General features: G+C 59.2%; 18 protein-coding genes, 4 pseudogenes and 2 riboswitches. Of the genes and pseudogenes, 17 read left to right on the top strand and 5 right to left on the bottom strand.

Annotation, left to right across the window (positions count from 1 at the left end; translation table 11 throughout):
• Nucleotides 1-29: 29 nt before the first annotated feature.
• A complete protein-coding gene (locus RFN28_RS20260) occupies nt 30-1,931 on the bottom strand; it encodes a DUF262 domain-containing protein (RefSeq protein WP_320289088.1) in 1,902 nt (633 codons plus the stop codon).
• Between the two features lie 85 nt (nt 1,932-2,016).
• Nucleotides 2,017-2,286: a hypothetical protein gene (locus RFN28_RS20255; RefSeq protein ID WP_320289087.1), complete on the bottom strand. Its 270-nt coding sequence runs from the start codon at nt 2,284-2,286 to the stop codon at nt 2,017-2,019.
• A gap of 835 nt (nt 2,287-3,121) precedes the next feature.
• Here RFN28_RS20255 and RFN28_RS20250 point away from each other — a divergent pair.
• The 15 genes and pseudogenes from RFN28_RS20250 to RFN28_RS20180 form a co-directional block, all read left to right on the top strand.
• A complete protein-coding gene (locus RFN28_RS20250) occupies nt 3,122-4,531 on the top strand; it encodes a Fic family protein (protein ID WP_320289086.1) in 1,410 nt (469 codons plus the stop codon).
• Nucleotides 4,516-4,671, top strand: coding sequence for a hypothetical protein (locus RFN28_RS20245; RefSeq protein ID WP_320289085.1), 156 nt, complete (start codon nt 4,516-4,518; stop codon nt 4,669-4,671). The genes RFN28_RS20250 and RFN28_RS20245 overlap by 16 nt, the downstream gene beginning before the upstream one ends.
• A 195-nt stretch (nt 4,672-4,866) precedes the next feature.
• Nucleotides 4,867-4,982, top strand: a riboswitch (TPP riboswitch).
• Between the two features lie 104 nt (nt 4,983-5,086).
• Complete coding sequence (thiC, locus tag RFN28_RS20240; protein ID WP_320289084.1) at nt 5,087-6,931, top strand: phosphomethylpyrimidine synthase ThiC; 1,845 nt, start codon at nt 5,087-5,089, stop codon at nt 6,929-6,931.
• Between the two features lie 3 nt (nt 6,932-6,934).
• Nucleotides 6,935-7,957 carry a glycine oxidase ThiO gene (gene thiO / locus RFN28_RS20235; protein WP_320289083.1) on the top strand — a complete coding sequence of 341 codons (1,023 nt, stop codon included), beginning with the start codon at nt 6,935-6,937 and terminating at the stop codon, nt 7,955-7,957.
• Nucleotides 7,926-8,123, top strand: coding sequence for a sulfur carrier protein ThiS (gene thiS / locus RFN28_RS20230; RefSeq protein WP_320289082.1), 198 nt, complete (start codon nt 7,926-7,928; stop codon nt 8,121-8,123). Before thiO ends, thiS begins: the two co-directional genes overlap by 32 nt.
• Before the next feature lie 3 nt (nt 8,124-8,126).
• Entirely contained in the window at nt 8,127-8,900 is a 774-nt protein-coding gene (locus tag RFN28_RS20225; protein ID WP_320289116.1) for a thiazole synthase, read from the top strand.
• Nucleotides 8,897-9,502: a thiamine phosphate synthase gene (locus RFN28_RS20220; protein ID WP_320289081.1), complete on the top strand. Its 606-nt coding sequence runs from the start codon at nt 8,897-8,899 to the stop codon at nt 9,500-9,502. The genes RFN28_RS20225 and RFN28_RS20220 overlap by 4 nt, the downstream gene beginning before the upstream one ends.
• The gene (locus tag RFN28_RS20215) at nt 9,472-10,251 is read left to right on the top strand and encodes a hydroxymethylpyrimidine/phosphomethylpyrimidine kinase (RefSeq protein WP_320289080.1); all 780 of its coding nucleotides are present in this window, start codon (nt 9,472-9,474) and stop codon (nt 10,249-10,251) included. Before RFN28_RS20220 ends, RFN28_RS20215 begins: the two co-directional genes overlap by 31 nt.
• Nucleotides 10,252-10,649: 398 nt before the next feature.
• Complete coding sequence (locus tag RFN28_RS20210; RefSeq protein WP_320289079.1) at nt 10,650-11,348, top strand: hypothetical protein; 699 nt, start codon at nt 10,650-10,652, stop codon at nt 11,346-11,348.
• Nucleotides 11,349-12,357: 1,009 nt separating this feature from the next.
• A complete protein-coding gene (gene glyA / locus RFN28_RS20205; RefSeq protein WP_320289078.1) occupies nt 12,358-13,698 on the top strand; it encodes a serine hydroxymethyltransferase in 1,341 nt (446 codons plus the stop codon).
• Between the two features lie 45 nt (nt 13,699-13,743).
• Entirely contained in the window at nt 13,744-14,940 is a 1,197-nt protein-coding gene (gene metK, locus RFN28_RS20200; RefSeq protein WP_320289077.1) for a methionine adenosyltransferase, read from the top strand.
• A gap of 735 nt (nt 14,941-15,675) precedes the next feature.
• Entirely contained in the window at nt 15,676-16,533 is an 858-nt protein-coding gene (locus RFN28_RS20195; protein WP_320289076.1) for a sterol desaturase family protein, read from the top strand.
• Nucleotides 16,534-17,279: 746 nt separating this feature from the next.
• Entirely contained in the window at nt 17,280-18,272 is a 993-nt protein-coding gene (locus RFN28_RS20190; RefSeq protein WP_320289075.1) for an adenosine kinase, read from the top strand.
• 567 nt (nt 18,273-18,839) lie between these two features.
• Nucleotides 18,840-19,035: riboswitch (cobalamin riboswitch) on the top strand.
• A gap of 97 nt (nt 19,036-19,132) precedes the next feature.
• Nucleotides 19,133-20,733, top strand: a pseudogene (gene metE, locus RFN28_RS20185) (5-methyltetrahydropteroyltriglutamate--homocysteine S-methyltransferase); the annotation flags it as partial.
• Nucleotides 20,734-21,022: 289 nt separating this feature from the next.
• Nucleotides 21,023-21,408 (top strand): annotated as a pseudogene (locus RFN28_RS20180) (TCP-1/cpn60 chaperonin family protein); the annotation flags it as partial.
• 417 nt (nt 21,409-21,825) lie between these two features.
• On the opposite strand, the gene glmS reads toward RFN28_RS20180, so the two are convergent.
• The gene (gene glmS, locus RFN28_RS20175) at nt 21,826-23,649 is read right to left on the bottom strand and encodes a glutamine--fructose-6-phosphate transaminase (isomerizing) (protein ID WP_320289074.1); all 1,824 of its coding nucleotides are present in this window, start codon (nt 23,647-23,649) and stop codon (nt 21,826-21,828) included.
• A gap of 157 nt (nt 23,650-23,806) precedes the next feature.
• Between glmS and RFN28_RS20170 the strand changes: the two are divergent.
• Nucleotides 23,807-24,151: pseudogene (locus RFN28_RS20170) on the top strand (transposase); the annotation flags it as partial.
• 55 nt (nt 24,152-24,206) lie between these two features.
• Nucleotides 24,207-24,418, top strand: a pseudogene (locus RFN28_RS20165) (transposase); the annotation flags it as partial.
• Nucleotides 24,419-24,424: 6 nt separating this feature from the next.
• Here the strand turns inward: RFN28_RS20165 and RFN28_RS20160 are convergent.
• Nucleotides 24,425-24,814, bottom strand: coding sequence for a hypothetical protein (locus RFN28_RS20160; RefSeq protein WP_320289073.1), 390 nt, complete (start codon nt 24,812-24,814; stop codon nt 24,425-24,427).
• Between the two features lie 39 nt (nt 24,815-24,853).
• The gene (locus RFN28_RS20155) at nt 24,854-25,369 is read right to left on the bottom strand and encodes a hypothetical protein (RefSeq protein ID WP_320289072.1); all 516 of its coding nucleotides are present in this window, start codon (nt 25,367-25,369) and stop codon (nt 24,854-24,856) included.
• Nucleotides 25,370-25,873 lie beyond the last annotated feature (504 nt).

Here is a 25,873-nt window from a genome sequence, read left to right as displayed (position 1 = left end):
GGTCTGGCCTGGACCCGGTTTCATCCACCCTACTCCGCGGCGTCGGCCTGTTCCGTCAAAGCGGCATTGTCCGCGCCTGCCCTCTGGTTGTTCTGCTCGGCAATCATCGGACTGGGCCATATCGAACACGCCGCATCGAACAGTGCCGTTCCGCGGTGCGTGATGGTCTTCTCGTCCCAACCGTCATACTGATGAAGGTCGCGATTCAGTGCGAGTGCCGTGTGCGCCTTTACGGCGGGCATCTTGGTCGAGAAGGCTCCGTTCGATACCTGGGCGTTCAGCTTGTGCGTGAGCAGCGTGAGGTTCCCAAGCTTGTTGATGACACTGTCGCGCTCAAGCTCCCTTGCCACTTGGTCTGGGTTCACTTCTCCGTCCGGGATATGGTCAAAGCCCGGAATGGGCCAGTTTTCTCGCCACTTTTGCGGCATGATGTGTTCGAGCGTCAGATCGCTCCGGATGGCGATAATTTCGCTGCGATCGGTCCGTTTCTGGTGTTCAAGCGCCTCGAACAGATACCGCAGGCGCGGTTGGCGACTCCCTTTGTATTGGTCGCGACCAAGCCATTGCGCCTTCCATTCGCTGTCTGTCGGGAAACGGATGGCATCCGCCTGACTCGCGGACAGCAGTTGATGAACGCGGTCGACTGACACTTGGCCGTCAGCGCGAAGCTTGGCGATCATGTCGACAAAGAACCTGTTGTAGTTGGCGGTCGTGAGGCCGCAGATGTCTCGCCTGACGATGAAGGATTCAATCAGGCTGAGGGCATCGGACAACTCGCCTTCGTCCATCCCGCTTTCGCTCGCGAGATAAAGCACAAGAGGCATGGCCGTTGACACGTCGAACGCCTTGGCAAAGCGCCCGAAGCTTCCCAACGGATCGTCCGCGGATTGATCTGAAAGCCGTCGATGAACCGCCGCGCTTGCCGCGATCGATTCGAGCTCGGCTTCGATGGAGGGAAACGGCGTGAGGTCGAGAACCCATCTGCGATAGGATTCGAAGAGATCGTCGACCGAAACGGTCTCCGCTTTCTTCATTGTAAGGTGATCGACAAGCAGCCAATCCAGGCGGGACTTCGTCTGACGGCCGCGCGTATCCCCTTCTTTCCAGAACCAGCCGTCGAGCGGGAGCCAGAACTTCTGGTACAGGCGATCCACATTCAGCGAACCCTTGGTCTGTCCCAACCCCTTCGCCCGCTGAAAGATGAAGTTGCGCATGAGGTCGCTGGCAGTTAGGTCGACACCCCTGCTGTTGAGGGTTTCGAAGATCGTCTGAGCGTCATCGCCGCCTTCGAGCTCGATCGATACCGCTGCCAACCCGACGCGTAACGCCTCGAATAGCTTCTCCATGCGGAAGGCATCATACTCGCCATTCGGCCGGACGTGCTTCTCGATGCGATCCTTGAAGAACGCATGCGCCGCTACCGATGGGCGAACCACGCCCTGCTCATCATCCAAACGGAAGGTTGCCGCATCCGACTTGTCTTCAGGGTCAACCACTCCGATGAAGGAGGCGCGGTCGGTGAGTGAAGGCCAAAGCTTGAAGCGCTCGACTTCCGTCTGCTCCATTACACCATCATTGAAGATGTACTTGGCGACCTCGTCCGCATACTCGGGAGAGTGGGAGACTGCCACGTCCCTCAGGGCTGTCAGGAGCAATTGGAACGTCGTGAGGCGCTGTTGGCCATCAATGACTTCAAACGCCTGCACCTGCTTGCCGAACGTCTTCACCTGCGAGATGACGATGGCCCCCATGAAGTGAGGCGCAGCTAACATACTTTCCGCCTCAAGCTTCGCAGCAGCCCTCTGAATATCCTCCCAAAGCAGCTCCAACTGCGGCGTGACCTTCCAGGCGTACTGCCGCTGGTATAGAGGGATCAGATAACGTCTCTTCCCGTCAAAAAGCTCTATGATCGTTCGTGTAAAAGGTCGCATTATCCCCCTCTTCGCCCCTGGGCAAGCGTGCGTCACAATCCACTGAATGTGAGAGCATTGCAGCTTGAAAGCTACGCGCACGCCCTCACCTGCTAACCCCGATCAGCCGCTTTACCTCAAAGAGGAGAACAAGATCAACATCATCGCCTGGTGATAAACTGACCGCTCTTTCCGTTGCTTTGGCGGCCAGTTTCTCCAACTCCCGCGAAAAATTAAAAGGTCGCCGATTTTCTGTGTTCGATATCAAAGTCCAGAAGGGATTTCCAAGGGCCAATTCGCGGTCAAAACCCTTGTCCTGCGAGAGTCTGAATTTTCCGGTGCCGTCCGTGTCGACCTTCCCATAACGGCGAACCATTCCGTTATAGCGGACTTGTAAACGTCTTTTTCGACGGCATTCAGCAGAGAGTGAATGACCCGAACATCCTTGTGCCGCTGCAAATGATCGAAAATTCCGACCGCCACTTCGTGGATGAGCTTCTTCTCTGTCGATTCCCTTGGCTTAGTGCCGTCGTTACCCCGCAAGGTTGAAGAATACTTCTTTTCCAGCTTTAACAAGCTCCGGATTCCTCACGGCCGAACACCGCCATGCGGCGGATCGGTGATGAAGCCGCTGCTCGCTGGCGTGCAACGACATTGTATCTGAGCCGACGGCGAGCCCTGGACTTCCTTGCAGGACCGGAAGCAAGCTCATGCGTGCCGCGGCTATGAGCGCCCGAGCAGCCGGAGGGGGCTCGATGTTACTCCTTGCGGCGGTCGTTTCGCCCCGACAAGACGTTCGGCGCTGCCAATGTTGAGACGGCTAGTCGTCGCCCAAGAAGGCGAAAATCTTTGAGCGAAACCATGAATGTCGCCTGCACATTCGCCCGTGTCCTGATCTCAAACGTCACCCAGCCTGTGGTCGAGGCTTGCAATCTCGCCTCGCTTCCACGGGATGATCTCTTATTGCGTTAGATTGATCTCAATCTGGCGATTCGATGCAAGCCGGAGCTGCGATAACGATACCAAGGAATTATCTTTAATGTCCGTTTTGTCCCGCCCCGAGTTCCACAACGAAGCCGAGGATCTCAGTAACGTTCTAAAATCCGTTTTCGGCGAAGGCTCGCTTGCAGCATCATTTTTCAGGGAGTAGGTTCATTTTTTCACAAACTTCTGCCGGTTTGGACAAGAATCGAGAGACAGGCCCAATTTTCATGGCGGCGGCGCAGCAGAACCAAAACCAATTTTCAGGGCCTGTTATCGTTTTTCGGGAAGTCCGTCTTCCCGAGACGGCGACCCCCGCCGGCTACAGCGCCGTGATCGGAGCCTATGGCCTCGCTGTGCCCTTGCCGCGAACGTTGTCCGCCACCGGCCAGCATCATCGCATTACAGAACGGAATGGCTGGCGGATCATGACGCCCCGCCACGCTCCACATCCAACCCTCGAAGGCCACCTGACCTTCGCGCTCAAGTACGAAGGGCTCGACCTTGCCGTCCTCAAGCGGCTCTTCCAGGTGGCCGGTCCCGCGCCGATCGAGGCGCTGGTCCGTGAAAGCCCGAGCGGCAGTTATGCCCGCCGCATCTGGTTTTTATATGAATGGCTGACGGGGGCGCGTCTCGATCTACCCGATGCTGATGCCGGACGCTACGTTCCAGTCGTCGATCCCGAGCTGCAGTGGTCCGGACCCGAGAAGACGGTCTCGCGCTACCGCATAAAGGACAATCTCCCCGGTACGCCTGAGTTCTGCCCTTTGGTGTTCCGCACCAAGACGCTCGAAAAATTCATCGGCCTTGAGCTGCCGCGACGCGCGGCGGCAATCGTAGCGGACGTGCCGCGAGACCTCCTTGCTCGGACCGCCGCCTTTCTTTTGCTCAAAGACTCCCGATCAAGCTACGCCATCGAGGGCGAGCGCCCGCCGGAAGATCGCATCCAACGCTGGGGCCGCGCTATCGCCGAAGCTGGCCGGCAACCGATCGATCGCGATGAGCTGCTTCGTCTGCAAAGAATTGTCCTCGGCGATGCCCGTTTCGTGAGACTTGGCTTTCGAAAGGAGGGAGGCTTCGTCGGTGCGCATGACCGCGAAAACCGCATGCCCCTGCCCGATCACATCAACGCTCGACCTGAGGACCTGCCAAGACTTATCGACGGGATGGGCACTTTCGACCAAGGCCCCGCAAAAAATCTCGATCCGGTTGTGGCCGCCGCAATCCTCGCCTTCGGCTTTGTCTACGTCCATCCGTTCGAGGATGGAAACGGGCGCATTCATCGTTACCTAATCCACCACGTCCTCGCCATGCGCGGCTTCAATCCGCCGGGGGTAGTGTTGCCCGTTTCGGCCGCGATCCTGGACCAAATCGACGAGTACAGGCGCGTGCTCGAGAGCTATTCGCAGCGCCTCCTGCCACTGGTCGAATGGGAACCGACGCCGCAATTCAACGTCCGGGTGCTGAATGACACCGGGGATTTCTACCGCTTCTTTGATGCAACCCCGCACGCCGAATTCCTCTATGCCTGCGTTCAGCGAACCATCGAACGGGATCTTCCCAGCGAAACCGCGTTCTGCAGCTCTACGATCAGTTCCGGCAACATGTGGATGCCTTTATCGACATGCCCGAGCGGCTGATCGATCTGCTCTTCCGTTTCCTCCACCAGAACGGCGGCCAGCTATCGAACCGCGCCCGCGAAAAGGAATTCGCCGCGCTGACGAATGACGAGGCAGAGCGGATCGAGGCGATCTACGCGCAAACCTTTGGCGCCGATTGAAGGCGTGATCATCGCAAGAATCGAACTTACAGTCCGGTGATTTGACAATCTTCTTATCCCTTCTCCGCTCTGTTCTCGGGCGCGCGATTTGTCGCCGCCATGTGCGCGATCTTTTCCGACGAGTTTGATCAGCCGCCGATCAGCGCTGCGGCCTGAAGGCGCTTGACAAAGCGGCGCCGGCCCGGTCAGTTTGAAAGCATTCACCAGGGGAGTCCCGGCAAGGGGCTGAGATACTGCTGGCTTTGCGGCGCAGTGACCCGTTGAACCTGATCCAGTTCATACTGGCGTAGGGACGGTGCAAGCGCTTGTGGGCGTTCATGCCCGAAGACCTGTCTCAAGCAGGCCTACCAAAAGCGTCTTTTCATCCTTCCGGCACAGAACTGGGTCTCCAATGCAACGAGCAAAGGAGCCTCAAATGAATGCCCTGACCCCGACCGTATCGACGGGACCGCTGCCGGCGTCGCGGAAGATCCACAAGTCCGGCGTTCTCCATCCGCATATCAAGGTGCCGATGCGCGAGATCGCGGTCCACCCGACTGCCGGTGAGCCGCCGGTGACGGTGTACGATCCGTCAGGCCCCTATACCGACCCCGCGATCGAAACCGATATCGAGAGGGGGCTTGCCCGCCATCGGCAGGACTGGATCGTGGCACGCGGCGATGTCGAATCCTATGACGGCCGCCATGTCAGGCCGGAAGACAACGGACTTGCGACAGGCGAGCGCCTGACGCCGGAACTTCCCACCCGCAACCGTCCGCTGCGAGCAAAGGCCGGCAAGGCGGTAACGCAGCTTGCCTATGCGCGCGCCGGGATCATCACGCCCGAGATGGAATTCGTGGCCATCCGCGAGAACCTTGGCCGAGAGATGCTGCGGAGCAGGTTGCAACAGGATGGGGAAGCGTTCGGCGCGTCGATCCCGGACTTCGTCACGCCGGAATTCGTACGCGACGAGATGGCGCGCGGCCGCGCGATCATTCCCGCCAACATCAACCATCCCGAAAGCGAGCCGATGATCATCGGCCGCAATTTCCTGGTGAAGATCAACGCCAATATCGGCAATTCCGCCGTCACCTCTTCGATGCCCGAAGAGGTCGAAAAGATGGTCTGGGCGATCCGCTGGGGCGCCGATACCGTCATGGATCTGTCGACGGGCCGCAACATCCACAACATTCGCGAATGGATCGTGCGCAATGCGCCGGTGCCGATCGGCACGGTGCCGCTCTACCAGGCGCTGGAAAAGGTGGGCGGCGTTGCCGAGGATCTGAGTTGGGAAGTCTATCGCGACACGTTGATCGAGCAGGCTGAGCAGGGGGTCGACTATTTCACCATCCACGCCGGTGTGCGGCTGCACTACATCCCGCTGACGGTTGGACGGGTTACCGGCATCGTCAGCAGGGGCGGCTCGATCATGGCGAAATGGTGCCTGCACCATCATCGCGAAAGCTTCCTCTATGAGCATTTCGAGGAGATCTGCGACATCGCCAGAGCCTATGACGTCTCCTTCTCGCTCGGCGACGGCCTTCGTCCCGGCTCGATCGCCGACGCCAATGACCGAGCCCAGTTCGCCGAGTTGGAAACGCTTGGCGAATTGACGAAGATCGCCTGGGCAAAGGACTGCCAGGTGATGATCGAGGGCCCTGGCCATGTTCCCATGCACAAGATCAAGCAGAATATGGACAAGCAGCTCGCCGTCTGTGGCGAAGCGCCATTCTACACGCTGGGGCCGCTGACCACGGACATAGCGCCGGGCTATGACCACATCACCTCGGGAATCGGCGCCGCCATGATCGGCTGGTTCGGCACGGCGATGCTCTGCTATGTGACGCCGAAGGAACATCTCGGCCTGCCGGACCGCAACGATGTCAAGACCGGCGTGATCACCTACAAGATAGCCGCGCACGCCGCGGATCTCGCCAAGGGGCATCCGGCGGCGAAGATCCGCGACGACGCGCTTTCGCGGGCGCGGTTCAAGTTCCGCTGGGAAGACCAGTTCAACCTGTCGCTCGATCCCGAGACGGCGCGCTCGTTCCACGACGAGACCTTGCCCAAGGAAGCGCACAAGCTGGCGCATTTCTGCTCGATGTGCGGGCCGAAATTCTGCTCCATGCGCATCTCCCACGACATTCGCGCCGAAGCCCAGAAGGAGGGGATGGCGGCCATGGCGGAGAAGCATCGCGCAGGCGGCGATCTCTACATACCCGTCGAAACGCCCGAGGCGGAAAAACAGGCTTTGGCGCAGAAAGATCAGGAGACGCGCTGAGCCATGCGCCGCGTCCTTGTCAAAGGCGCCGGTGTGGCAGGCCTCACCGTCGCCCATGAATTGGCCGCACGGGGTGCGTCCGTCACGATCGCCGAAATTCGCAGCCAGATAGGCGGCAACGCCTCCTGGCTCGCCGGCGGCATGCTCGCCCCTTGGTGCGAACGCGAAAGCGCCGAGGAGGTGGTTGTCACGCTCGGCAGAACTTCGGCCGACTGGTGGGAAAGAACACTGCCCGGGCTCGTGACGAGGGCCGGCACTCTCGTTGTTGCCCATGCGCGCGACGCCTTCGAGCTTGCGCGTTTTGCGGCGCGTACGCGCAATCATCAGCCCGCCGACGAAAAGGCGATTGCCGCCCTCGAACCCGACCTTGCCGGTCGCTTTCGCCAGGGCCTGTTCTTTGCCGGCGAAGCCCATCTCGATCCCCGTCGGGTTCTCGAAGCCCTCGCCGGCGAACTGCGCGCGATGGGGGTCGTCCTCCTTTTCGAGGCGGGCGAGCTTGCCCTTTCCGGCTTCGATCAGGTGATCGACTGCACGGGCATCGCGCGAGCCGACGACGACTTGCGCGGCATGCGCGGCGAAATGCTGATCCTGCGCACGCAGGAGGTCTCGCTCACCCGGCCCGTGCGTCTCCTCCATCCACGTCATCCGATCTACATCGTGCCGCGGGCCGATCATCACTTCATGGTCGGTGCGACCATGATCGAAAGCGACCACGACGGACCGATCACCGCCCGTTCGCTGATGGAACTCCTCAATGCGGCCTACGCACTCCATCCGGCGTTCGGTGAGGCCGAAATCGTCGAGACAGGAGTGGGCGTGCGCCCTGCCTATCCCGACAATCTGCCGCGGGTGAAGCGCTGGAAGGACGGCGCGATCACGGTCAATGGCCTCTACCGGCACGGTTTCCTGCTTTCACCGGCGATGGCCGAGCAGGCTGCCGGCCTTCTCTTCAATTCATCTGCCGACAATTCGTCTGCCGGCCTGGAGTCTGAGAATGAAGCTGATCGTCAATGGCGAAGCGCTTGAGGTCGAGGCGACGACGCTCGCCGCTCTTTTGAAGGAACTTGACTATGAGGGCGGCTGGCTCGCTACCGCGCTGAACGGCGATGTCGTGCCTGCGGCCGAACGGGCGGAATTGCGGGTGAACGAAGGCGACCGGATCGAAATCCTGTCGCCCATGCAGGGAGGCTAGCCGATATTCGATCTTCTCGGGACAAAGCTGGCTTCGCGCCTGCTGCTGGGCACCGCCCAATATCCTTCGCCGGCGATCCTTGCCGATGCGGTCAAGGCGTCGGGGACATCGGTGGTGACCGTCTCGCTGCGCCGTGAGATGGCCGGCGGCAGGGCCGGCGAGCAATTCTGGTCGCTGATCCGCTCGCTCGGCGTGAGGGTGCTGCCCAATACCGCCGGCTGCCATTCCGTCAAGGAAGCCGTGACGACCGCGAAAATGGCGCGCAAGGTCTTCGGCACGTCCTGGATCAAGCTGGAGGTCATCGGCAATCACGACACGCTGCAGCCCGACGTGTTCGGCTTGGTCGAGGCTGCACGCATCCTTTGCGAGGACGGTTTCGACGTATTCCCCTATACCACCGACGACCTCGTCGTCGCCGAACGGCTGCTCGAGGCAGGCTGCAAGGTGCTGATGCCGTGGTGCGCGCCGATCGGTTCGGCGCTCGGACCGGTCAACATCATGGCGCTGCGCTCGATGCGCGGGCATTTTCCCGACGTTCCGTTGATCGTCGATGCAGGGCTCGGACGGCCGTCGCACGCGGCAACCGTCATGGAACTCGGCTTTGACGCCGTGCTCCTCAACACGGCGGTCGCCAAGGCCGCCGATCCGGTGGGCATGGCGCGCGCTTTCAGCAAGGCGGTCGATGCCGGCCGCGAAGCCTATGGTTCGGGACTGATCGAGCCGCGCGACGTCGCCGTGCCATCGACGCCGACAATCGGCAGGGCGGTTTTTTCATGAAGCTCGATCCCTTCTATGTGATCGTCGACAGCGCCGCCTGGGTCGAGCGGCTGGTGCCGCTCGGCGTCAGGCTGGTGCAGCTCCGCATCAAGAACATGGATGAGGACGGGCTGCGCGCGGAAATCCGCAAGGCAAAGGCCTTGTGCGCACGACACGATTGCCAGCTTATCGTCAACGATCATTGGCGTCTCGCGATCGAGGAGCGCTGCGACTTCGTCCATCTCGGCCAGGAGGATCTGCAAACGGCCAGCCTCCCTCAGATACGGGAGGCCGGCATCAGGCTCGGACTGAGCACCCATGATCATGCCGAACTGCAGACGGCCATGGCAGCCAGGCCCGACTACGTCGCGCTGGGTCCCGTCTATCCGACCATCCTGAAGAAGATGAAATGGGCGCCGCAGGGGCTCGAGAGGCTTCGCGCCTGGAAAGACGCCGTCGCACCCACTCCACTGGTCGCCATCGGCGGCCTCAATCCCGAGCGGCTCGGCGGGGTTTTCGAGGCCGGAGCCGACAGCGCGGCGGTGGTCACGGACATTACGCTGAACCCAGATCCCGAAGCGCGCACCAGGGAATGGATCGAAAAGACGGAGGAAGGGCGCTGAGTCAAAACTTGAATGTGCTTGTCGTTGGCGGATCGGACTCCAGCGGGGGTGCCGGAATTGCGCGCGATATCGAAACGATCTCTTCAATCGGCCTGCGCACTTGCGTTGCTGTCACCGCGGTAACGGTGCAGACGCACCACGCCGTCGGGGATATCCGTCACATGCAACCCGGCCTGGTGGCCGATCAAATGCGGGCAGCATTGCAGGCCAACGCGGTGGCGGCCATCAAAATCGGCATGCTCGCAACTGCGCAGATCATCGCTGCCGTCGCCGCCGTGCTGCGCGAAAATCCACGGATACCGGCAATCCTCGATCCGGTGCTGGCTTCCTCGTCGGGCAGGCAACTGCTGGAACCGGGTGCGATCGACGTCATGAAGCGTGATCTCATGCCGCTTTGCCGCCTGGTCACGCCCAACCTCATTGAACTGGCGGTGCTGACCGGCTCGGAATTGGCCGCGGGCGACGATGATGCGCTGCGGCAGGAAAGGCGATTGCTTGCGGAAGGGCCGCAGGCGCTGCTCGTCAAGGGCGGCCACGCGGAAGGGCCGAGGTCCACAGATATCCTGTTGAGCCGCGGCCGGGAACCCATCCGCTTCGACATGCCCAGGCTTGCCGGACCGGTGCGCGGCACGGGCTGTATCCTGGCCAGCGCGATAGCGGCGTATCTGGCAATCGGGGATTCCATTGAGAAAGCCGTGCTCCAGGCCAAGCTCCTAGTCTTCGAAAAGATTTCGAAGAACCCCATGTGAGGATCGGGCTCGCGATAGTCGCCCGTGCTTCGCCTCGAAGGATCATGTTCGCCGGCCGGTGCCCCATGACGAAAGCATCTGGATCCTGACCGCTTTTGTGGCTCTGGTCCGTGGATTGGTGATTTCGGTTCAGCCGACAATAAGCGGCGGGGAGCTCGATGTGTAGTTCCCGAGTGGGATGGTTCATCGTCAAACCCGAGCCGTCAGCATGAGGATGCCCTATGGCAAGTGTTCACGGCAGCGCCCGTAACACGCCGCGTCTTCGAGCCGAGCGCAATCGCTGTCCTCAACGATGCAAAAGTGGCGGCGATCCTTGAGGCTCGCAGAATATGAGCAAGGCGGCGATCGCATTTGAGCTGCTTTGGTGACAGCGAGCGTGCGGACCCTCCTGATCAAAGATGGCCACGCTCCAGGACTTTCAATCAAGCCATATCCTGTATGATGCCGCCTGCGGCTTTCTCGTCGGCCTCAATGCCGCTGACCAGGATACAGTCAGACGGAACTTCATGTCGTTCCCTTCCGCACGGCGCGCCAACATGGCCCGCACGGAACTGGCACCCGTCGTCAGCATCGCGCGTCCATGCCGACTTAGTTTTGCTCATTTCCTGTATCAAGAGGTGGACTCATTGATCGATCCCGATGACGCGACCAGCCCGAAGTCGGCAAACTCCGCTCTTCGAAGGAACCTAGGGATCAGTTCCACATCTATGCGACGAATGCGCAGACCTGCAGAGAGGCAATTGGACGAGCACAACCCCAAGGAAGAAGCGATCGAGACCGTATTCCGCAACGGTACGATCACCGTCGTCGGCATATTGCTGGCGTTTTCGCTGGGTTTCGTCACACATTGGGCGGCAAACCCGGTTCCGTGGCAATTTTACGACCTGTTCGCAGTGGTCCCAATCCTGGTCGGCATAGCCTCGCAGATGCGGGCGCTGTCGCTGTTGCTCGACATCAGTTCGCTGCGACGCCAGGTCTACGAACGCGCCAACCGCATTTTCATGGCCGGCCTCATCCTCACCGCCTGCGGCGTCGGGCTGGCAATTCTGCTTGACGTCTTCGAAGTGGCGTCGACGGTCACGCTGCCTGGAGCGTAACCAAGGGCACCACCGTCAAGCGCTTTCACGCCCTATAAGTTCATCTCAGCGCTGTTGCGACTGCTGGGCTTGATCTTGTCGAGCACGTCTTGAAAGTCCAAAAGCCGCAGGCCGCGCACCACGATCGGTGCGCTTCGACGCAAGGATGTTTTGGCATCGTTCCATCCCTACCATGTTGCCCCATTGGTTTAAAACCATGCGGCTCGGCCGATCTTGACCGGCATCTCGGCGAGCAGGTGCAACAGTTTCTTCAAAGAAATTCATAGACTCTTAGCAACCCGAAATCGCTGTGAATGGTAGGCTTATCTCAACCTATCAGGTCAGCCAGAGGACTCAAAACCGCGGTCCTTCCTATTCTGCAACCGCCGAACCGCACGAAATCTAGGACTAAAGGCAATAGCAAGAAGAGCTCACGTCATGGTTGCTCCAACTCAATCACTGTCGGTTCGAAACAATTACATGCGTGGAAATAGGTACGTATCTACGCGACCGCTCAGAGTGTCCGGTCGATGATATAGCAACGAGATAATTTTGGTTCGAAAGCTGCAACATCTGCGGAGAACGCCAAATGACAAATTCAGTGCAAAGAGTGTCCCTTCTTTCCATGTGGTTTGATGCTGAACAATGATGACACTGGTCAGTCGCCTACGGGCGGCAGCGCATTTTGATCGCCTTCGAATCCTGGGCCTTTGCGCGCATGCGGATCTAACAGTCTGCGAGCTGGCAGACATTTTGGATCTGCGTCGCGATCGCGTTGTGCGACACGTCCGGCTACTCGCCAGAGCCGACTTTCTTTGCTGCGACGAACAGCGCCCGTGGCGCTCCTATCATCTCAAACCAGGAGACAAGCACGGCGGTCTGGTCCAATTGCTAGTCGATCTCCTGCCCCACTGCGATGGCCATCATGAACGAGACTTACAACGACTCGAAGCGATACGAAGCGAGCAGCCGAAGGGGACAGCCTGCTTGATCGTGAAATAGATCGACCCAATTGGAGCGTGAGCCCCTGATGGACAACTCTGAGCGCGCCATCGCGCAGCCCGACACGTACGGACGCACTTCCTTAGCCTCGGTTGATAGCTGCGTTCACGAACTGCTCCTGAGACAAGAGCGACAGGAGCGCACGACGCTCAAACTCATCGCTTCTGAAAACTTTGCCTCCTCGGCAGTGCTCGAAGCGACCGGGTCGATTTTCACAAACAAGTACGCCGAGGGGTACCCCGGTGCGCGCTACTATGCGGGAAACGAGATCGTCGATGAACTTGAGAACCTCGCCATCGAGCGCTTGAAGAAGCTGTTTGGAAGCGAGCACGCCAACGTCCAGCCCTATTCTGGCTCGCCGGCCAATCAGGCTGTCTATCGCGCACTTTTGAAGCCCTGCGACAAAGTCATGGGCTTGCCCATTCCGGAAGGGGGTCATCTGACCCATGGTTGGGCTATCAACTTTTCCGGAACCGACTACCGACGAGTCCCCTATGGACTACACGAAAAGACCCAGCAAATTGACTATGACCTCTTGCGCGAGACAGCTAAGCGGGAACGGCCGCGGCTCATTTGGATCGGCGGAACTGCTTATCCGCGTGTCTTTGACTACGCGGCAATGGCAGAAATTGCTCTGGAGGCGAACGCCTATCTCGTGGCCGACATTGCGCATATCAGCGGCCTGATTGCAGCAGGAGCGCATCCGAATCCCGTCCGCCACTGCGACGTCGTCAGCAGCACCTCTCATAAGTCGATCCGCGGCCCCCGCGGTGGCTTCATTTTGTCGAGGAATGAGGACCGTTATCAGGCGCTCTATCATCCGAAGAGCAAATACAATCTCGCCAGGCGGATTGATCGCGCGGTCTTCCCTCACCTGCAGGGCGGACCACATATGAATGTTATCGCTGCGCTAGCAGTCGCCTTACAGGAAGCGGCGACCCCGGCATTCCGTATCTACGGCCAACAGATCGTCAAGAATGCCAAGGCTCTTGCCCAGGCGCTGCTTGAGCGAGGTTATGACCTGGTTACCGGGGGGACCGACAATCACATGCTCATCCTTGACCTGCGCGATCGACCACTGTCGGGCAAGGCCTACGCCGAGCGATTGTCAAAGGCGGGCATCATTACGAACTTTAATATGGTGCCGGGCGATCCGCGCGATCCGGCGGTTACAAGCGGAATTCGCTTGGGGTCGCCAGCAGTGACGTCAATGGGCATGCGCGAGGGGGAAATGGTGCAAATCGCCGCCTTTATTGACCTGGTCTGTCGCCAGCCGAACAATCCGGATGTTCATGCCTGCGTGCGAAAAGACGTTGCCGACTTGTGCGCTGCGTTCGAGGTCCCGGGCATCACCCGCCGGGCGGGCTAAGCAAAATGCCCCATGCAAACTCCAACACCCGAAGCGAGGCATTTCATGGCTAGGCAGTTCGTTTTCTCTTCCGAATCGGTTGGCGCGGGACACCCGGACAAGCTCGCCGACAACATCTCGGACGCAATCCTCGACGCAGTCTTGCGCTTCGATCCGAAGGCGCGCGTCGCTTGTGAAGCCCTGGTGAAGACATGTGAAGCCTTGGTGAAGACAGGAACCGTCGTTCTTGCTGGCGAGATTACCAGCGATGTGACGGTCGACTACGGCCAAGTGGCCCGCGATACGATTGTTGATATTGGATACGACGATGAGGCGGTTGGCTTTGACGGCCGGCGTTGCTCCGTCATTCATGCCCTCACCGAGCAGTCACCCGACATTAGCCAAGGGGTTGACGAAGGTCGGGGACAAGATCTCGAACAGGGAGCAGGAGATCAAGGCCTCATGTTCGGCTATGCATGCCGCGAGACCGATACTCTGATGCCTTTGCCGATCCAGCTCGCCCACCGTTTGACGAAAAGACAGGCGGATGTTCGCAAGGCAGGTCATCTTAGCTGGTTGCGCCCCGACGTGAAATCCCAAGTCTCCGTGCGTTATGAGGGCTTACGTCCCGTCGCCCTGGATACCATCGTCGTGTCGACGCAACACAATGAGCAGGTCTCGCAAGAGACAGTTCGCGAGGGGGTCATTGAGGAAATAATAAAGCCGGTCCTGCCGGCCGACCTGGAAACGAAAGACATCAGAATTCTGGTCAACCCAACAGGGCGGTTCGTAGTCGGCGGGCCCCGCGGCGACTGCGGCCTCACCGGACGCAAGATCATCGTCGATTCCTATGGTGGAATGGGGCGTCATGGCGGTGGCGCCTTTTCGGGCAAGGACCCATCCAAGGTTGACCGCTCGGCTGCCTATGCCGCCCGATATGTTGCGAAGAATGTGGTGGCTAGCGGACTCGCGGACGTCTGCGAGGTGCAGCTTGCTTACGCGATCGGCGTGGCCAGTCCGGTTTCTGTCATGGTCAATACTTTCGGGACAGCAAGAGTCGAGGAAAGAAGGATCGAGCAGCTCATTCCTGAGTTGTTCGATCTCAAACCGAAGGGCATTATCAAGATGCTTGATCTCTTACGCCCGATTTACCGCAAGACTGCGACCTATGGGCATTTCGGTCGCGAAGAGCCCGAGTTCACTTGGGAGAGGACTGACAGAGCCGACGACTTGCGGCGCGAGGCAGGGCTCGCCGCACCTTGAAACCCGGCGCCAAAAGGATGCGCAACACCCTTCTATGACCACACCTCAGCCGGTCGGCATGGAAGAAAGCCGGGGTCCGTTGGCGAACCAAGAAAGCTATTGATGGTGAAATGTGACTTGCTTTAAATCGGCGATGCCATTGTCGAAATCATCGCGCACGACGCGGACTTCCAAAAAAGCAATGCATTAGCAAGTCGCGATGACCCTCGTCGACACCCTGCGCGCCGAGCTGCTGGTTAGTAAGCGTCACGATGCAGCCCGCATCTGACCTGCCTCTGTCAACCAACTACCCAGCCGTGCGGTGCTCGTGACACTTACGCTGATTTTTGCAACGCTCTTTTGCCGTGGCAAGTTGCCGCCGCAACACTGACGCATAGTCTGTCGCCTCGGGCAAGCCAACTCGCCCAAGGGCTTTTCCGACCATTTAGGGAACGGATACGTCTCATCCAAACAATCGATTTTACCAATCCAGGAGAACCCCGCATAGTCCGCTCCCGCGATGCCCCGCGTACCGACGAAATAATCACCGCTGAATGCGCACGAAAAGCAAATTGCATGACCGCTACGTGCAATTGGGTACTTTGTGCGCGGATACAAATTCGGGTGCCCACCTCGAATTTATCGGGCCGCGCCGGAGATCTAACAACGATTGGATTCGCCCTGATGACGAAAATGACTGCCTCGATGTTCCGACCTGAAGCTAGCGCAGCTTGAACGATTCGCCGGAGCAAACAAATGCAAATTCTCGATTTTAATCACATATCGCAGATCTTCGTGAACTCGCTTGAGCTGGTGGTGGTCTTCGCCACCATTTGCGCCGCGCTGGAGTTCACCGTTCCGGCCTATCGATACAGTCTTGCCTCATACGCTCGCGGCGTGCGGAATTGGCTTATTCGGCTCGGGTTGGGTGCGTTTGTTTGGCACTTCTTCGCTGTTGGTCTGGCCTGGTTAGGAATAAAGCCGCTGGTAACGATCAATTTCGCAACCTTGCTCCACTCTGACAACGCAATCGTCGCCAGTGGATTGGCGGTCCTTTCCGGGGTTTTAGTCGCGATTGCTGGCGATTTCTTTTATTATTGGATGCACCGCGCTCAGCATGCTGTTCCATTCCTCTGGCGGCTTCACGCTACGCACCACTCGATCCGCGAATTGACGGCATGGAATTGCAATCATCACATCTCCGAACCCCTTGTTTACGCAGCGCTGGTAGCACTGCCACTCGCTCTGATCCATTTTGAATCTGGCGTGGTGCCCATCGTTGCCATGACGCTGATTACGTTCCAGGCCCATCTTTCGCACTCTAGTACCCGCATCAATCTTGGGCCGCTTCGATACATTATTGGCGACAACAAATTCCACCGCATCCACCACTCGATGGAACCGCATCACCGGCACCGAAACTATGGGTTTTTCACAACCCTCTGGGATACGATTTTTCTAACGGCATACTGGCCAAAAAAGAATGAGTGGCCGGAGGTTGGCATGCGAAACCAGCCCGAGCCGCTGACCGTGCGGGATTACATTATGTTCCCATTTGATCGACGTCGCTGGCGTAAACCCAAGGTCGGAAATGCCGTGGAGGCCAGGGATTAGACGAGTGAAGGCTTACGCCTCGTATCTGACTGTCGAGGCCAGAAAGCCATCGATGGTGCATATCTGGAACATCCCACAGCCGCCCGACAAGCCTCCGCCTAACAAGGACTGTTGCGCCTGAGCGGCAGCAGAGTAGGAATTTTCCTATCGCGCTGCCGCGTTCGCGAGATTGACCGGAAATGGTCGCGCCAGTCGCGTGATTTTGCAGGCGCTGCACCGTCAAGCCAGCAATCCCTCTCGGGCCTCCGCGCGCTCTGTCTAACGGGGCAAGGTCGGCACCTGTCATCTGCTTCACAACACGGTTAATCAACTGAGACCAGCCAGACGGCGGAGTGCAAACCGGTCAAATAGCCGTCTCGCACGCCCCGTCGCGCGGCACCATCAGCCCCGCTACCACCTCGGATCGTCTCCGCCATAGCGTTGCGTTTCGGTTGAGCATCGTAAGAGATCCTTCCATAAAATTCACAGAGGCTTTGCAATACCAATTCGCTAAAAGTGGTAGGAATCCCAAGCCTGTTTGAGGGCAGCGAGGTCAAGCCGGGTGCATTTATTTCGGGTCACAAAGCCGCGACCTATGAGCACTTCGGGTGAGTCTACCTGGGAGAGGCTGGCACCTACGGCGCGATGCAAGGCTCTCAGCGCCGCGAGACTCGTGCCGAATAGATTGGCATGTTGAAAGCCCATCCCAACTGATCGCGCGCCCGGCCGGCGTGGCAGAAAGCCGGCAGTCGTTGGCGGAGACTTTGATGCCGGAATATGACGTGCTTTGCATCGGCAATGCCATTGTCGACATCATCGCCCAGTGCGACGAGGCTTTTCTCGAGACCAACGGCATCATCAAGGGCGCGATGAACCTCATCGACACCAGGCGCGCCGAGCTGCTTTACAGCCGCATGGGGCCGGCGATCGAGGCTTCGGGCGGCAGCGCCGGCAACACGGCGGCGGGTGTCGCGAGCTTCGGCGGCCGCGCCGCCTTCTTCGGCAAGGTGTCGAACGACGCGCTCGGCGAAATCTACACCCACGATATCCATGCCCAGGGTGTGGCCTTCGACACCAGGCCGCTCCAGGGCGAGCCGCCGACGGCGCGCTCGATGATCTTCGTCACGCCGGATGGCGAGCGTTCGATGAACACCTATCTCGGCGCCTGCATCGAACTCGGGCCGGAGGACGTCGAGGCCGACAAGGCCGCCGGCGCCAGGGTCACCTATTTCGAAGGCTATCTGTGGGATCCGCCGCGCGCCAAGGAAGCGATCCGGCAGACCGCGAGGCTGGCGCATGCCGCCGGCCGCGAAGTGTCGATGACGCTATCGGATTCCTTCTGCGTCGACCGCTATCGCGACGAGTTCCTCGAGCTGATGCGCTGCGGCACCGTCGACATCATCTTTGCCAACAGCCACGAGATCAAGTCTCTCTACGAGACCTCCTCGTTCGAGGAGGCGTTGGCCGCCATCCGCAAGGACTGCAGAATAGCCGCCGTCACCCGTTCTGAGAAAGGCTCGGTCATCGTGCGCGGCGACGAGACCGTCACCATCGAGGCGACGGCGATCGAGCAATTGGTCGACACGACCGGCGCCGGCGACCTCTATGCCGCCGGCTTCCTTTACGGCTACACGACCGGACGCAGCCTCAAGGAGTGCGGCGATCTCGGCTCGCTGGCCGCCGGCCTGGTGATCCAGCAGATCGGCCCGCGCCCGCGCCAGAACCTGCGCCGCGAGGCCGAGCAAGCCGGGCTGCTGTAGGGGCGTGCCAAGGACTAGCTTCCTTCCTCCTAGTGAAAGCTGTTTAGGAAAGCGCGGGCAAATCGAAATGTCGCACGTGCATCCCGTTGAGGGCGGTTTTCCTCTTGGCGTTCCAGTCTAGTTACCGGAACGCGGAAACGGGTTGGGGCCACTTACCGGTTTCAGGGGATCTTGATATCAGTTGGCGCGCGGACGCCCACATTGGCGTACTCCAGCAAGAGACCTATTCTAGCCTCGCAGTTCTGCTGGGGGCGCCACCCTGCCCTTCCGCCAAATCGGTCCGACCAAAGGCCCTGCAACCCTTGCGCAGCCGAGCCGGATCGCACCGTCTGGCACAGTTCTGCACAGCGCCCATTTGCCGATTTGGCCCGGCCACCTGCAGCGGGCAAGGTCTGGCTTCATCTAGCCAATCTGCCTTACCGCCTGCCGAACTAAACATATTCACGATCCAAACGCCCCTTGTTCGTCCCTCCACGCGGCTTGGAAATCACTGCGACGGTACAAAGCGCGTCCACATAATGACATAAAGATTTCTTTATGCGAGATTGACAAAAGAGCGGACTGCTGTGATTGTGTCCAAGCCATGGTTCTCCGTACGGCGCTGCCGCAGCGGAGCTAAGAAGCCGGTGCGATGCCGGCGCTGCCCCCGCAACTGTTAGAGGCGAGCCGACCCCACTCATGTCACTGAGGCGAACAGCCTCGGGAAGGCGGGTAGAGGCGATGACCCCTGAGCCAGGAGACCTGCCACGGCGAACTATTGTCCACGGGCGGGGTGTCTCGGTGGCCGCTGCAGCCCGGCGTTCGTACCGGCCTACTGGCGCCTTCATTGTCCCCCACGCCCCAACCATCGGGGTATCGCATTGAAGATCATGCTGGCTACCTATTTCGGGCCGCTGGGAGACAATCTCGAGACAGCGATATCGCTGCCCGTGGCCGGCCTGCATCTTGATCTCTCCCATGCTCCCGAACAGTTGGAGACGGCTGGTCGGCTCGCGCCCAAGGATCTGGTGTTATCGCTTGGCTTGATCAATGGCCGCAACGTCTGGCGCGCGAACCTCACTGCCATTCTCGACCGCATCAAGCCGATCGTCGCGGGCTGGCCCTTGGATCGAGTCGAGATCGCGCCTTCGTGCTCGATGCTGCATGTGCCGATCGACTTGCGTATGGAGACGGCACTGGATGCGAACATCAGGTCGTGGCTCGCCTTCGCGGCCCAGAAGACCGACGAGTTGGTCATCCTGGCTCGGGCTTGTCCCAAGGTAAAGACGCCGTGGCTGGCGAGTTGAAAGCTTCTACCGAGGCTGCCGCGACTCGCGCAACATCCACGAAGGTCCATGACCCGCTCGTTGAAGGGCGGATCGCCGACATCAAAAGCGCCATGAAGCAACGAAAGAGCGCATTTGCCGAGCGTTCCAGGGTCCAGGCCCGCACGCTCGGCCTGCCGCCGTTCCCGACGACGACCATTGGATCCTTTCCGCAGACGCCTCAGGTGCGCAAGGCGCGTTCCGCTCACGCGAAGGGCCGGCTCAGCTATGTCGACTACGAAACCTTTCTGAAGAAGGAGATCGAGGCTGCTATTCGCTGGCAGGACGAGATCGGGCTGGACGTGCTGGTGCATGGCGAGTTCGAACGAAACGACATGGTACAGCATTTCGGCGAGCAACTTTCCGGCTTCGCCTTCACCGAACATGCCTGGGTGCAGAGCTATGGGTCGCGCTACGTGCGTCCCCCCATCATCTTCGGCGACGTATCGCGCCCCAATCCGATGACTGTGCGCTGGTGGCAATTCGCCCAGTCGCTTACGCAAAAGCCTGTCAAGGGAATGCTTACAGGCCCAGTGACCATTCTCAATTGGTCTTTTGTTCGCGACGACGTACCCCGCTCCGAGGTCTGCCGCCAGATCGCGCTCGCTGTTCGCGATGAAGTGACGGACCTCGAAAGATCAGGCGCAAGGATGATCCAGATCGACGAGGCCGCGTTTCGCGAAGGCTTGCCGCTGCGCAAGTGCGACTGGAAGGTCTATCTTGACTGGTCGGTCGAATGCTTCCGGATCGCTTCAACAGGTGTAAAGGACTCGACTCAGATCCATACCCACATGTGCTATTCGGAGTTCAACGAGATCATCGACGCGATCGCTGAGCTGGACGCGGATGTAATTTCGATTGAGACATCGCGCTCGGCAATGGAACTGCTGGACGCCTTTACGAGCTCTAAATATCCGAACGAAATCGGTCCCGGAGTCTATGACATCCACTCACCGCGCATTCCGGAAGTCGCCGAGATTTCGGAGCTCGTCATGCTTGCCCGCGAGCGACTCTCCGATGGTCAACTGTGGATAAATCCGGACTGCGGCCTCAAAACTCGCAAATGGGAGGAGGTCCGCCCTGCCCTCATTAACATGGTTGCGGCAGCATGCGCCATGCGGGAGAAACAGCAGGCTGAGCTCGCGCGGCCCCTGTGACCCGTAAACGCGTGAGCAGCAGCGGCCGCGACGGGTGCCTTTGCCCGACATTTGCCTAGCAAGCTGGCATCAATGCCGTTCGGGAGAAAACTTCTGATCGCGTTGTGGAAGCATGTTCTTCATGGTACTTGCCGCGAGGCGCTGTCCTGAAGCCATTCTTCTCCATCCATTGGATTTATAGCAGCCGCTGATCCCGAGCGAACCAACCTTCGAACGCGCGGCGCTCCAACATGGGGCGGTTCATTCCGTGTTCACTGTTACCAATTTTTCAACCGATGTTGAGCCGATGGCCGCCGACGGCACCACGACCGCGACGGTTCTCGCGAAGGACCAAGGCGGTTGCTGCCGGCATGAACCCGATGGACCTCAAGCGTGGCATCGACCTCGCCGTCACCGAAGTCGTCGCGGCGCTCGGCAAGGCTGCTAAGAAGATCACGAGCTCCGAGGAAGTCGCCCAGGTCGGCACGATTTGGGCCAATGGCGACGAGTCGGTCGGCACCATGATCGCCGAAGCCATGCAGTAGGTCGGCAACGTGGGCGTCATCACCGTCGAAGAAGCCAAGACGCTGAGACCGAGCTGGAAGTCGTCGAGGCATGCAATTCGACCGCGGTTATCTCTCGCCCTATTTCGTCACCAACCAAGACAAGATGCGCGTCGAGCTGGACGAGCCGCATGGCGAACAAAGTAGGGATCGAGCAACCGGCAATCTCGACATGATTAGTGCCACCTCCGGCATATGCTGGAGGGTGGCGACCTGATAAAGCGAACGTGAGGTCCGCGCGCGAAGTCACTCAGGATCGCCGGGCGATTGTTCACGGTTTCCGCATCACGGGCATCCAAAAATCAACGCCAATGCCCTTGGGCGCGCCAGGCGGTGGCCGCTCGCGGCATTTTTTCGGTCTGATGCGCGCTGGGCCCCGGCAAGTCACGCGCCTGGCTGAGTTCGATGCGGTCGCCCACAATACCGATAGAGCAATAAGATATATCCACCTGGCCGCGGACCGTGATATGGATCTCTTCGAAATCCCGGTGTCGGTGGCGATGCGCTTTGTTACTTGAAGGCTGGGACCCCAGCTATGAGCGCGTTACAATCATTCGACGGTGACTGATTTTGCGAGGTTGCGCGGCTGGTCGACATCTGTGCCCATGAAGACCGCTGTGTGATAGGCAAGAAGCTGTATGGGCAGCGAGAAGATCATGGGCGCGATAATCTCGTCGACAGCTGGCAGCACGATCGTGTGCATGGTGTCGAGCTTGGATGCGGTTGCTCCTTTTTCGTCGGTGACGAGGATAACCCGCCCTCCACGGGCGGCGACTTCCTCCATATTGGAGACGGTCTTGTTGAAAATGCGATCAAATGGCGCGATGACGATCACCGGCATGTTCTTGTCTATCAATGCGATCGGACCGTGCTTCAATTCACCCGCCGCATAGCCCTCGGCGTGGATGTAGGAAATCTCCTTGAGCTTCAGCGCACCTTCCATCGCCAGCGGGAAACTGGTGCCACGGCCAAGATACAGGACGTCATGATACTTGGATAATTCGCGCGCCAGAAGCTCTACCTTAGGTTGGATGCTGTTCAGGACCTGGCCCATAATGCGCGGCATTTCGGCAAGGCTTCGGACCAGCGCCTGCACCTCATTTTCGGTTACCGTTCCGCGGTGCCGGGCGGCGCTGATGGCAAGTACGGCAAGGACGGCAAGCTGGCAGGTGAAGGCCTTTGTGGAGGCGACGCCGATTTCCGGGCCGGCAAGGATCGGGAAGACCGCGTCGGCCTCCCGAGCGATACTCGATTCGGCGGCATTGACGATTGCGCCAATTTTCAGTCCAAGCTTCTTGCAGTATCTCAGCGAGGCCAGCGTATCCGCGGTTTCGCCAGATTGCGAAATGAAAAGAGCAGCAGACTGGGGCGACAACGGGATCTCGCGGTAGCGAAATTCGGACGCAACGTCGATTTCGACTGGCAGGCGAGCATAGCGCTCGAACCAGTATTTTCCGATCAGTCCGGCGAGGTAGGCGGTGCCGCAGGCAGAGATCGCCAGGCTCGGAATGCTGGCAAAATCGAAGCTAGGAATCGGATCGGCGTTGTTCTCGATCAAGCCGACATAATGGGCGAGCACATGGCCGATGGCCTCGGGCTGCTCGTAGATTTCCTTCTCCATGAAGTGGCGATGTTTGCCCTTGTTGGTCAGATAAGCCGCAGCCATGGAGGTCTGACGCGGACGCTCTACGGGGTAGCCGTCAAAATCGAAGATATCGGCACCCCCCTTTCCGATTACCGCCCAGTCACCGTCGACGAGATAGGTGACTTCATTCGTGAAGGGGGCAAGTGCGATCGCGTCGGATGCCAGAAACATCTCGCCATCGCCATGGCCGATTGCCAACGGTGGTCCATTGCGCGCTGCGATGATGCTCGACGGATCATCCTCAAAAAGGATGGCGAGCGCGTAGGCGCCCTTGATGCGTTTCAGCATGGCATGCATCGCTTCGCCCCGCCCCATGCCCTCCTGGCGGTGTCTTGCCACAAGATGCGCGACGACTTCCGTGTCGGTGTCGGTCCGGAACTCGGCTCCCGCCGCCGTCAATTCCTCCTTCAGCTCGGCAAAATTCTCGATGATGCCGTTATGAACGACGGCCACACCGTCGGTAAAGTGCGGGTGCGCATTGCCTTCCGTCGGCGCTCCGTGGGTGGCCCAGCGCGTGTGGGCGATGCCGATGGAGCCGTTTAGCGGCTTTGCCTTCAGTCTCGTCTCGAGATTGACGAGCTTGCCCGCAGCGCGCCTGCGCTGCAAGATGCCCTCAGTGATCGTCGCAACGCCGGCGGAATCATAGCCGCGATATTCCAGACGCTTCAACGCGTCGACCAACCGCTCCGACACGGGCTGTTGCCCAACGATACCAACAATCCCGCACATGCCGTCTCCGACTTCTTTCCGGCAGCCTCGGTCGACGCACCAATTACGACGAGGGATACCTAACGCGCTGTAATTCAGGATCCTCTAATGGGATCTGGTTAGGTCGGTAAAATTGATTGTTTGAATAGTAATCATCCAGCCGATAAATGGACCAAAGATGCACGACGGCATATCGACAGAGCCTTCGCCTGTGCCAAGAGGCTCAGCTCTGACGGTGGGTGCGCGGTCGATAGCGACCTTGCCGCGGTCACCCAAGAGCAAACGCTACCGAACATCCGCACCGTTCGGCGGCTGGAAGACGCAGACCTTCATCGCCGGCTTGAGATGCCATGCCATGATCGCGCCTTGGATCGTCGATGCGCTGATGAACAAGGCGCGTTTTGAACTCTATGTCGAGACCCAGCTTGCACCCGAACTCAAACCGGGCGACGTCGTCATCCTCGACAATGTCGCCTTCCACAAGAGCGAGCGGGCGGCCGAACTGGTGCGCCAGCGCGGTGCCTGGCTGCTGCCACCGCCGGCCTACTCGCCCGATCTCAATGCATTCGAAATGGCGTTCTCATCAAGAGGATTACAGCGCGGACGGCGCTTGCACGAATATAGCAGAGGAATATTCAGCCGCCTGCGTCGCGCCGAGATCGGCCACCACCATATCGCTGGCGCTTATCTTCTCCGCTATGCGCAGGAAGCCGCGTGGCGCGAATTGCGACCGGCTATTGGCAGCGGCACGTTTCAGCTTGAAAGCGGCGAGTTGGCCTCGCCACTCTGAAAAACATCAAGCCGCTAGGTCGACCTCTAGGTCGCCATTTTCTTTGAAGTCGCGATACACCAATTCAAGCACCGTCGACATTGCCGAGCCGGGGCGGTGTTTCACCAGGCGATCGATGATGTCGGCGAGACGATGGACGCCGTTCAAATCCAGCCCAACAGACTCAAACAAGTGGCGTATGCCCTTTATTGTGAACCCGACATACTCGGGATCGAGGTCGAGCCGATGATTGGATTTATGCAGCGTCAAGAACCCGTCAACTCGATGTTCGGTGACGCTACGGTCCATGGTAACGACTCGGAGGCAATCCATGTGCTTGTCAAAATAAGCAACAGGTACAAAGGCGCTCAGCGAAACGCCGTCCGGTAGTCTCACCAATGCGGATTCCGTGTTCACGAAACAATCTCCCTTTTCCAACGTGCGAAAAGCCCCGGCCTAACCCTTAGACCAGAGCTTATTTCCATACCGCGATTCCGACTCTATAGGCGCGCCGGCGAGGTCGTGGTTTTCCGCAACCCACGTCCAATGCTCAGCCCAGCCGTATATGTCAGGGAATTGCTCTATCATCTCATTTGGCGAGATGTAAACGACAAAGACGCACTGGGCCGGGGCTGGATAAAACTCTAATCTGCCATTCTGTGGGCCGCCGACAAGCTTTGCGTCTTGAGGTGCCGGCCAAGAAACCGCCAGCTTTTTCTCGTCGGCCTTCATATCGTTGCGCACCAACATGTCCCGTTTCAAACCTTGAAAGACGTGTTGTGCGAAGATCAGCCCCGGCCCGACGACACCGTAAAGCTGCCCCAAATACCACTGCATGCCTCTATCGGCACCAGCCGCTATTGATGCCGATGTTACCCCAATTTTCAAATGGTCCTTGCCATCAAGGTTGGCCCAGTTGGGAGCGTCGGCAGCCCAAACCTGGCCGCCCGGTTGTTTAAGCACGTTCAACATTACTCACCGAATCGCGTTCAGAATGAAATCATTTAATATAGTTCTGAAAAAGATATCAACAGGCTAGAGCATAACCGGCTAGACAGTGACGATATAAATATCGGATTCCGTGTTAACCACGATCCGTTTCCAAACCTCAATCATCCTGAGATTGTCCAATGATTTCGTCCGTGAGCTCGTGCGGGGTTGCCCGCAACGCCTCAATATCCTCGCGCAGTCGACGATCTCAGCCTTATGGTTCGCCATGAGATTGCCGAGCCAATCCATGCCGGCAGTCTAAGGCCTATTTGCCCACGGTCCAGCGCCGTGGCCGTCATGTAGCATCACGTCCCGGTTGTTCAACAGTGACGAGCTTATCGCGCCATACAGGCGGTGCAGGTCGTCCCGTGCAGGGTAAGCGGTGCATCAAGGCACCTTGCAATAGGCCGATGAACATGGAGCTTTCGCGCCATGACATTGGAGCATGCAAAGGGCGATGTGGTCGCCGATATCAGCCGCACCGCA

Source organism: Mesorhizobium album, assembly GCF_033977205.1.
Lineage (GTDB): Bacteria > Pseudomonadota > Alphaproteobacteria > Rhizobiales > Rhizobiaceae > Mesorhizobium > Mesorhizobium album.
The sequence above is the reverse complement of the archived record's forward strand: the minus strand, read 5'-3'. Positions and strand labels throughout refer to the sequence as shown.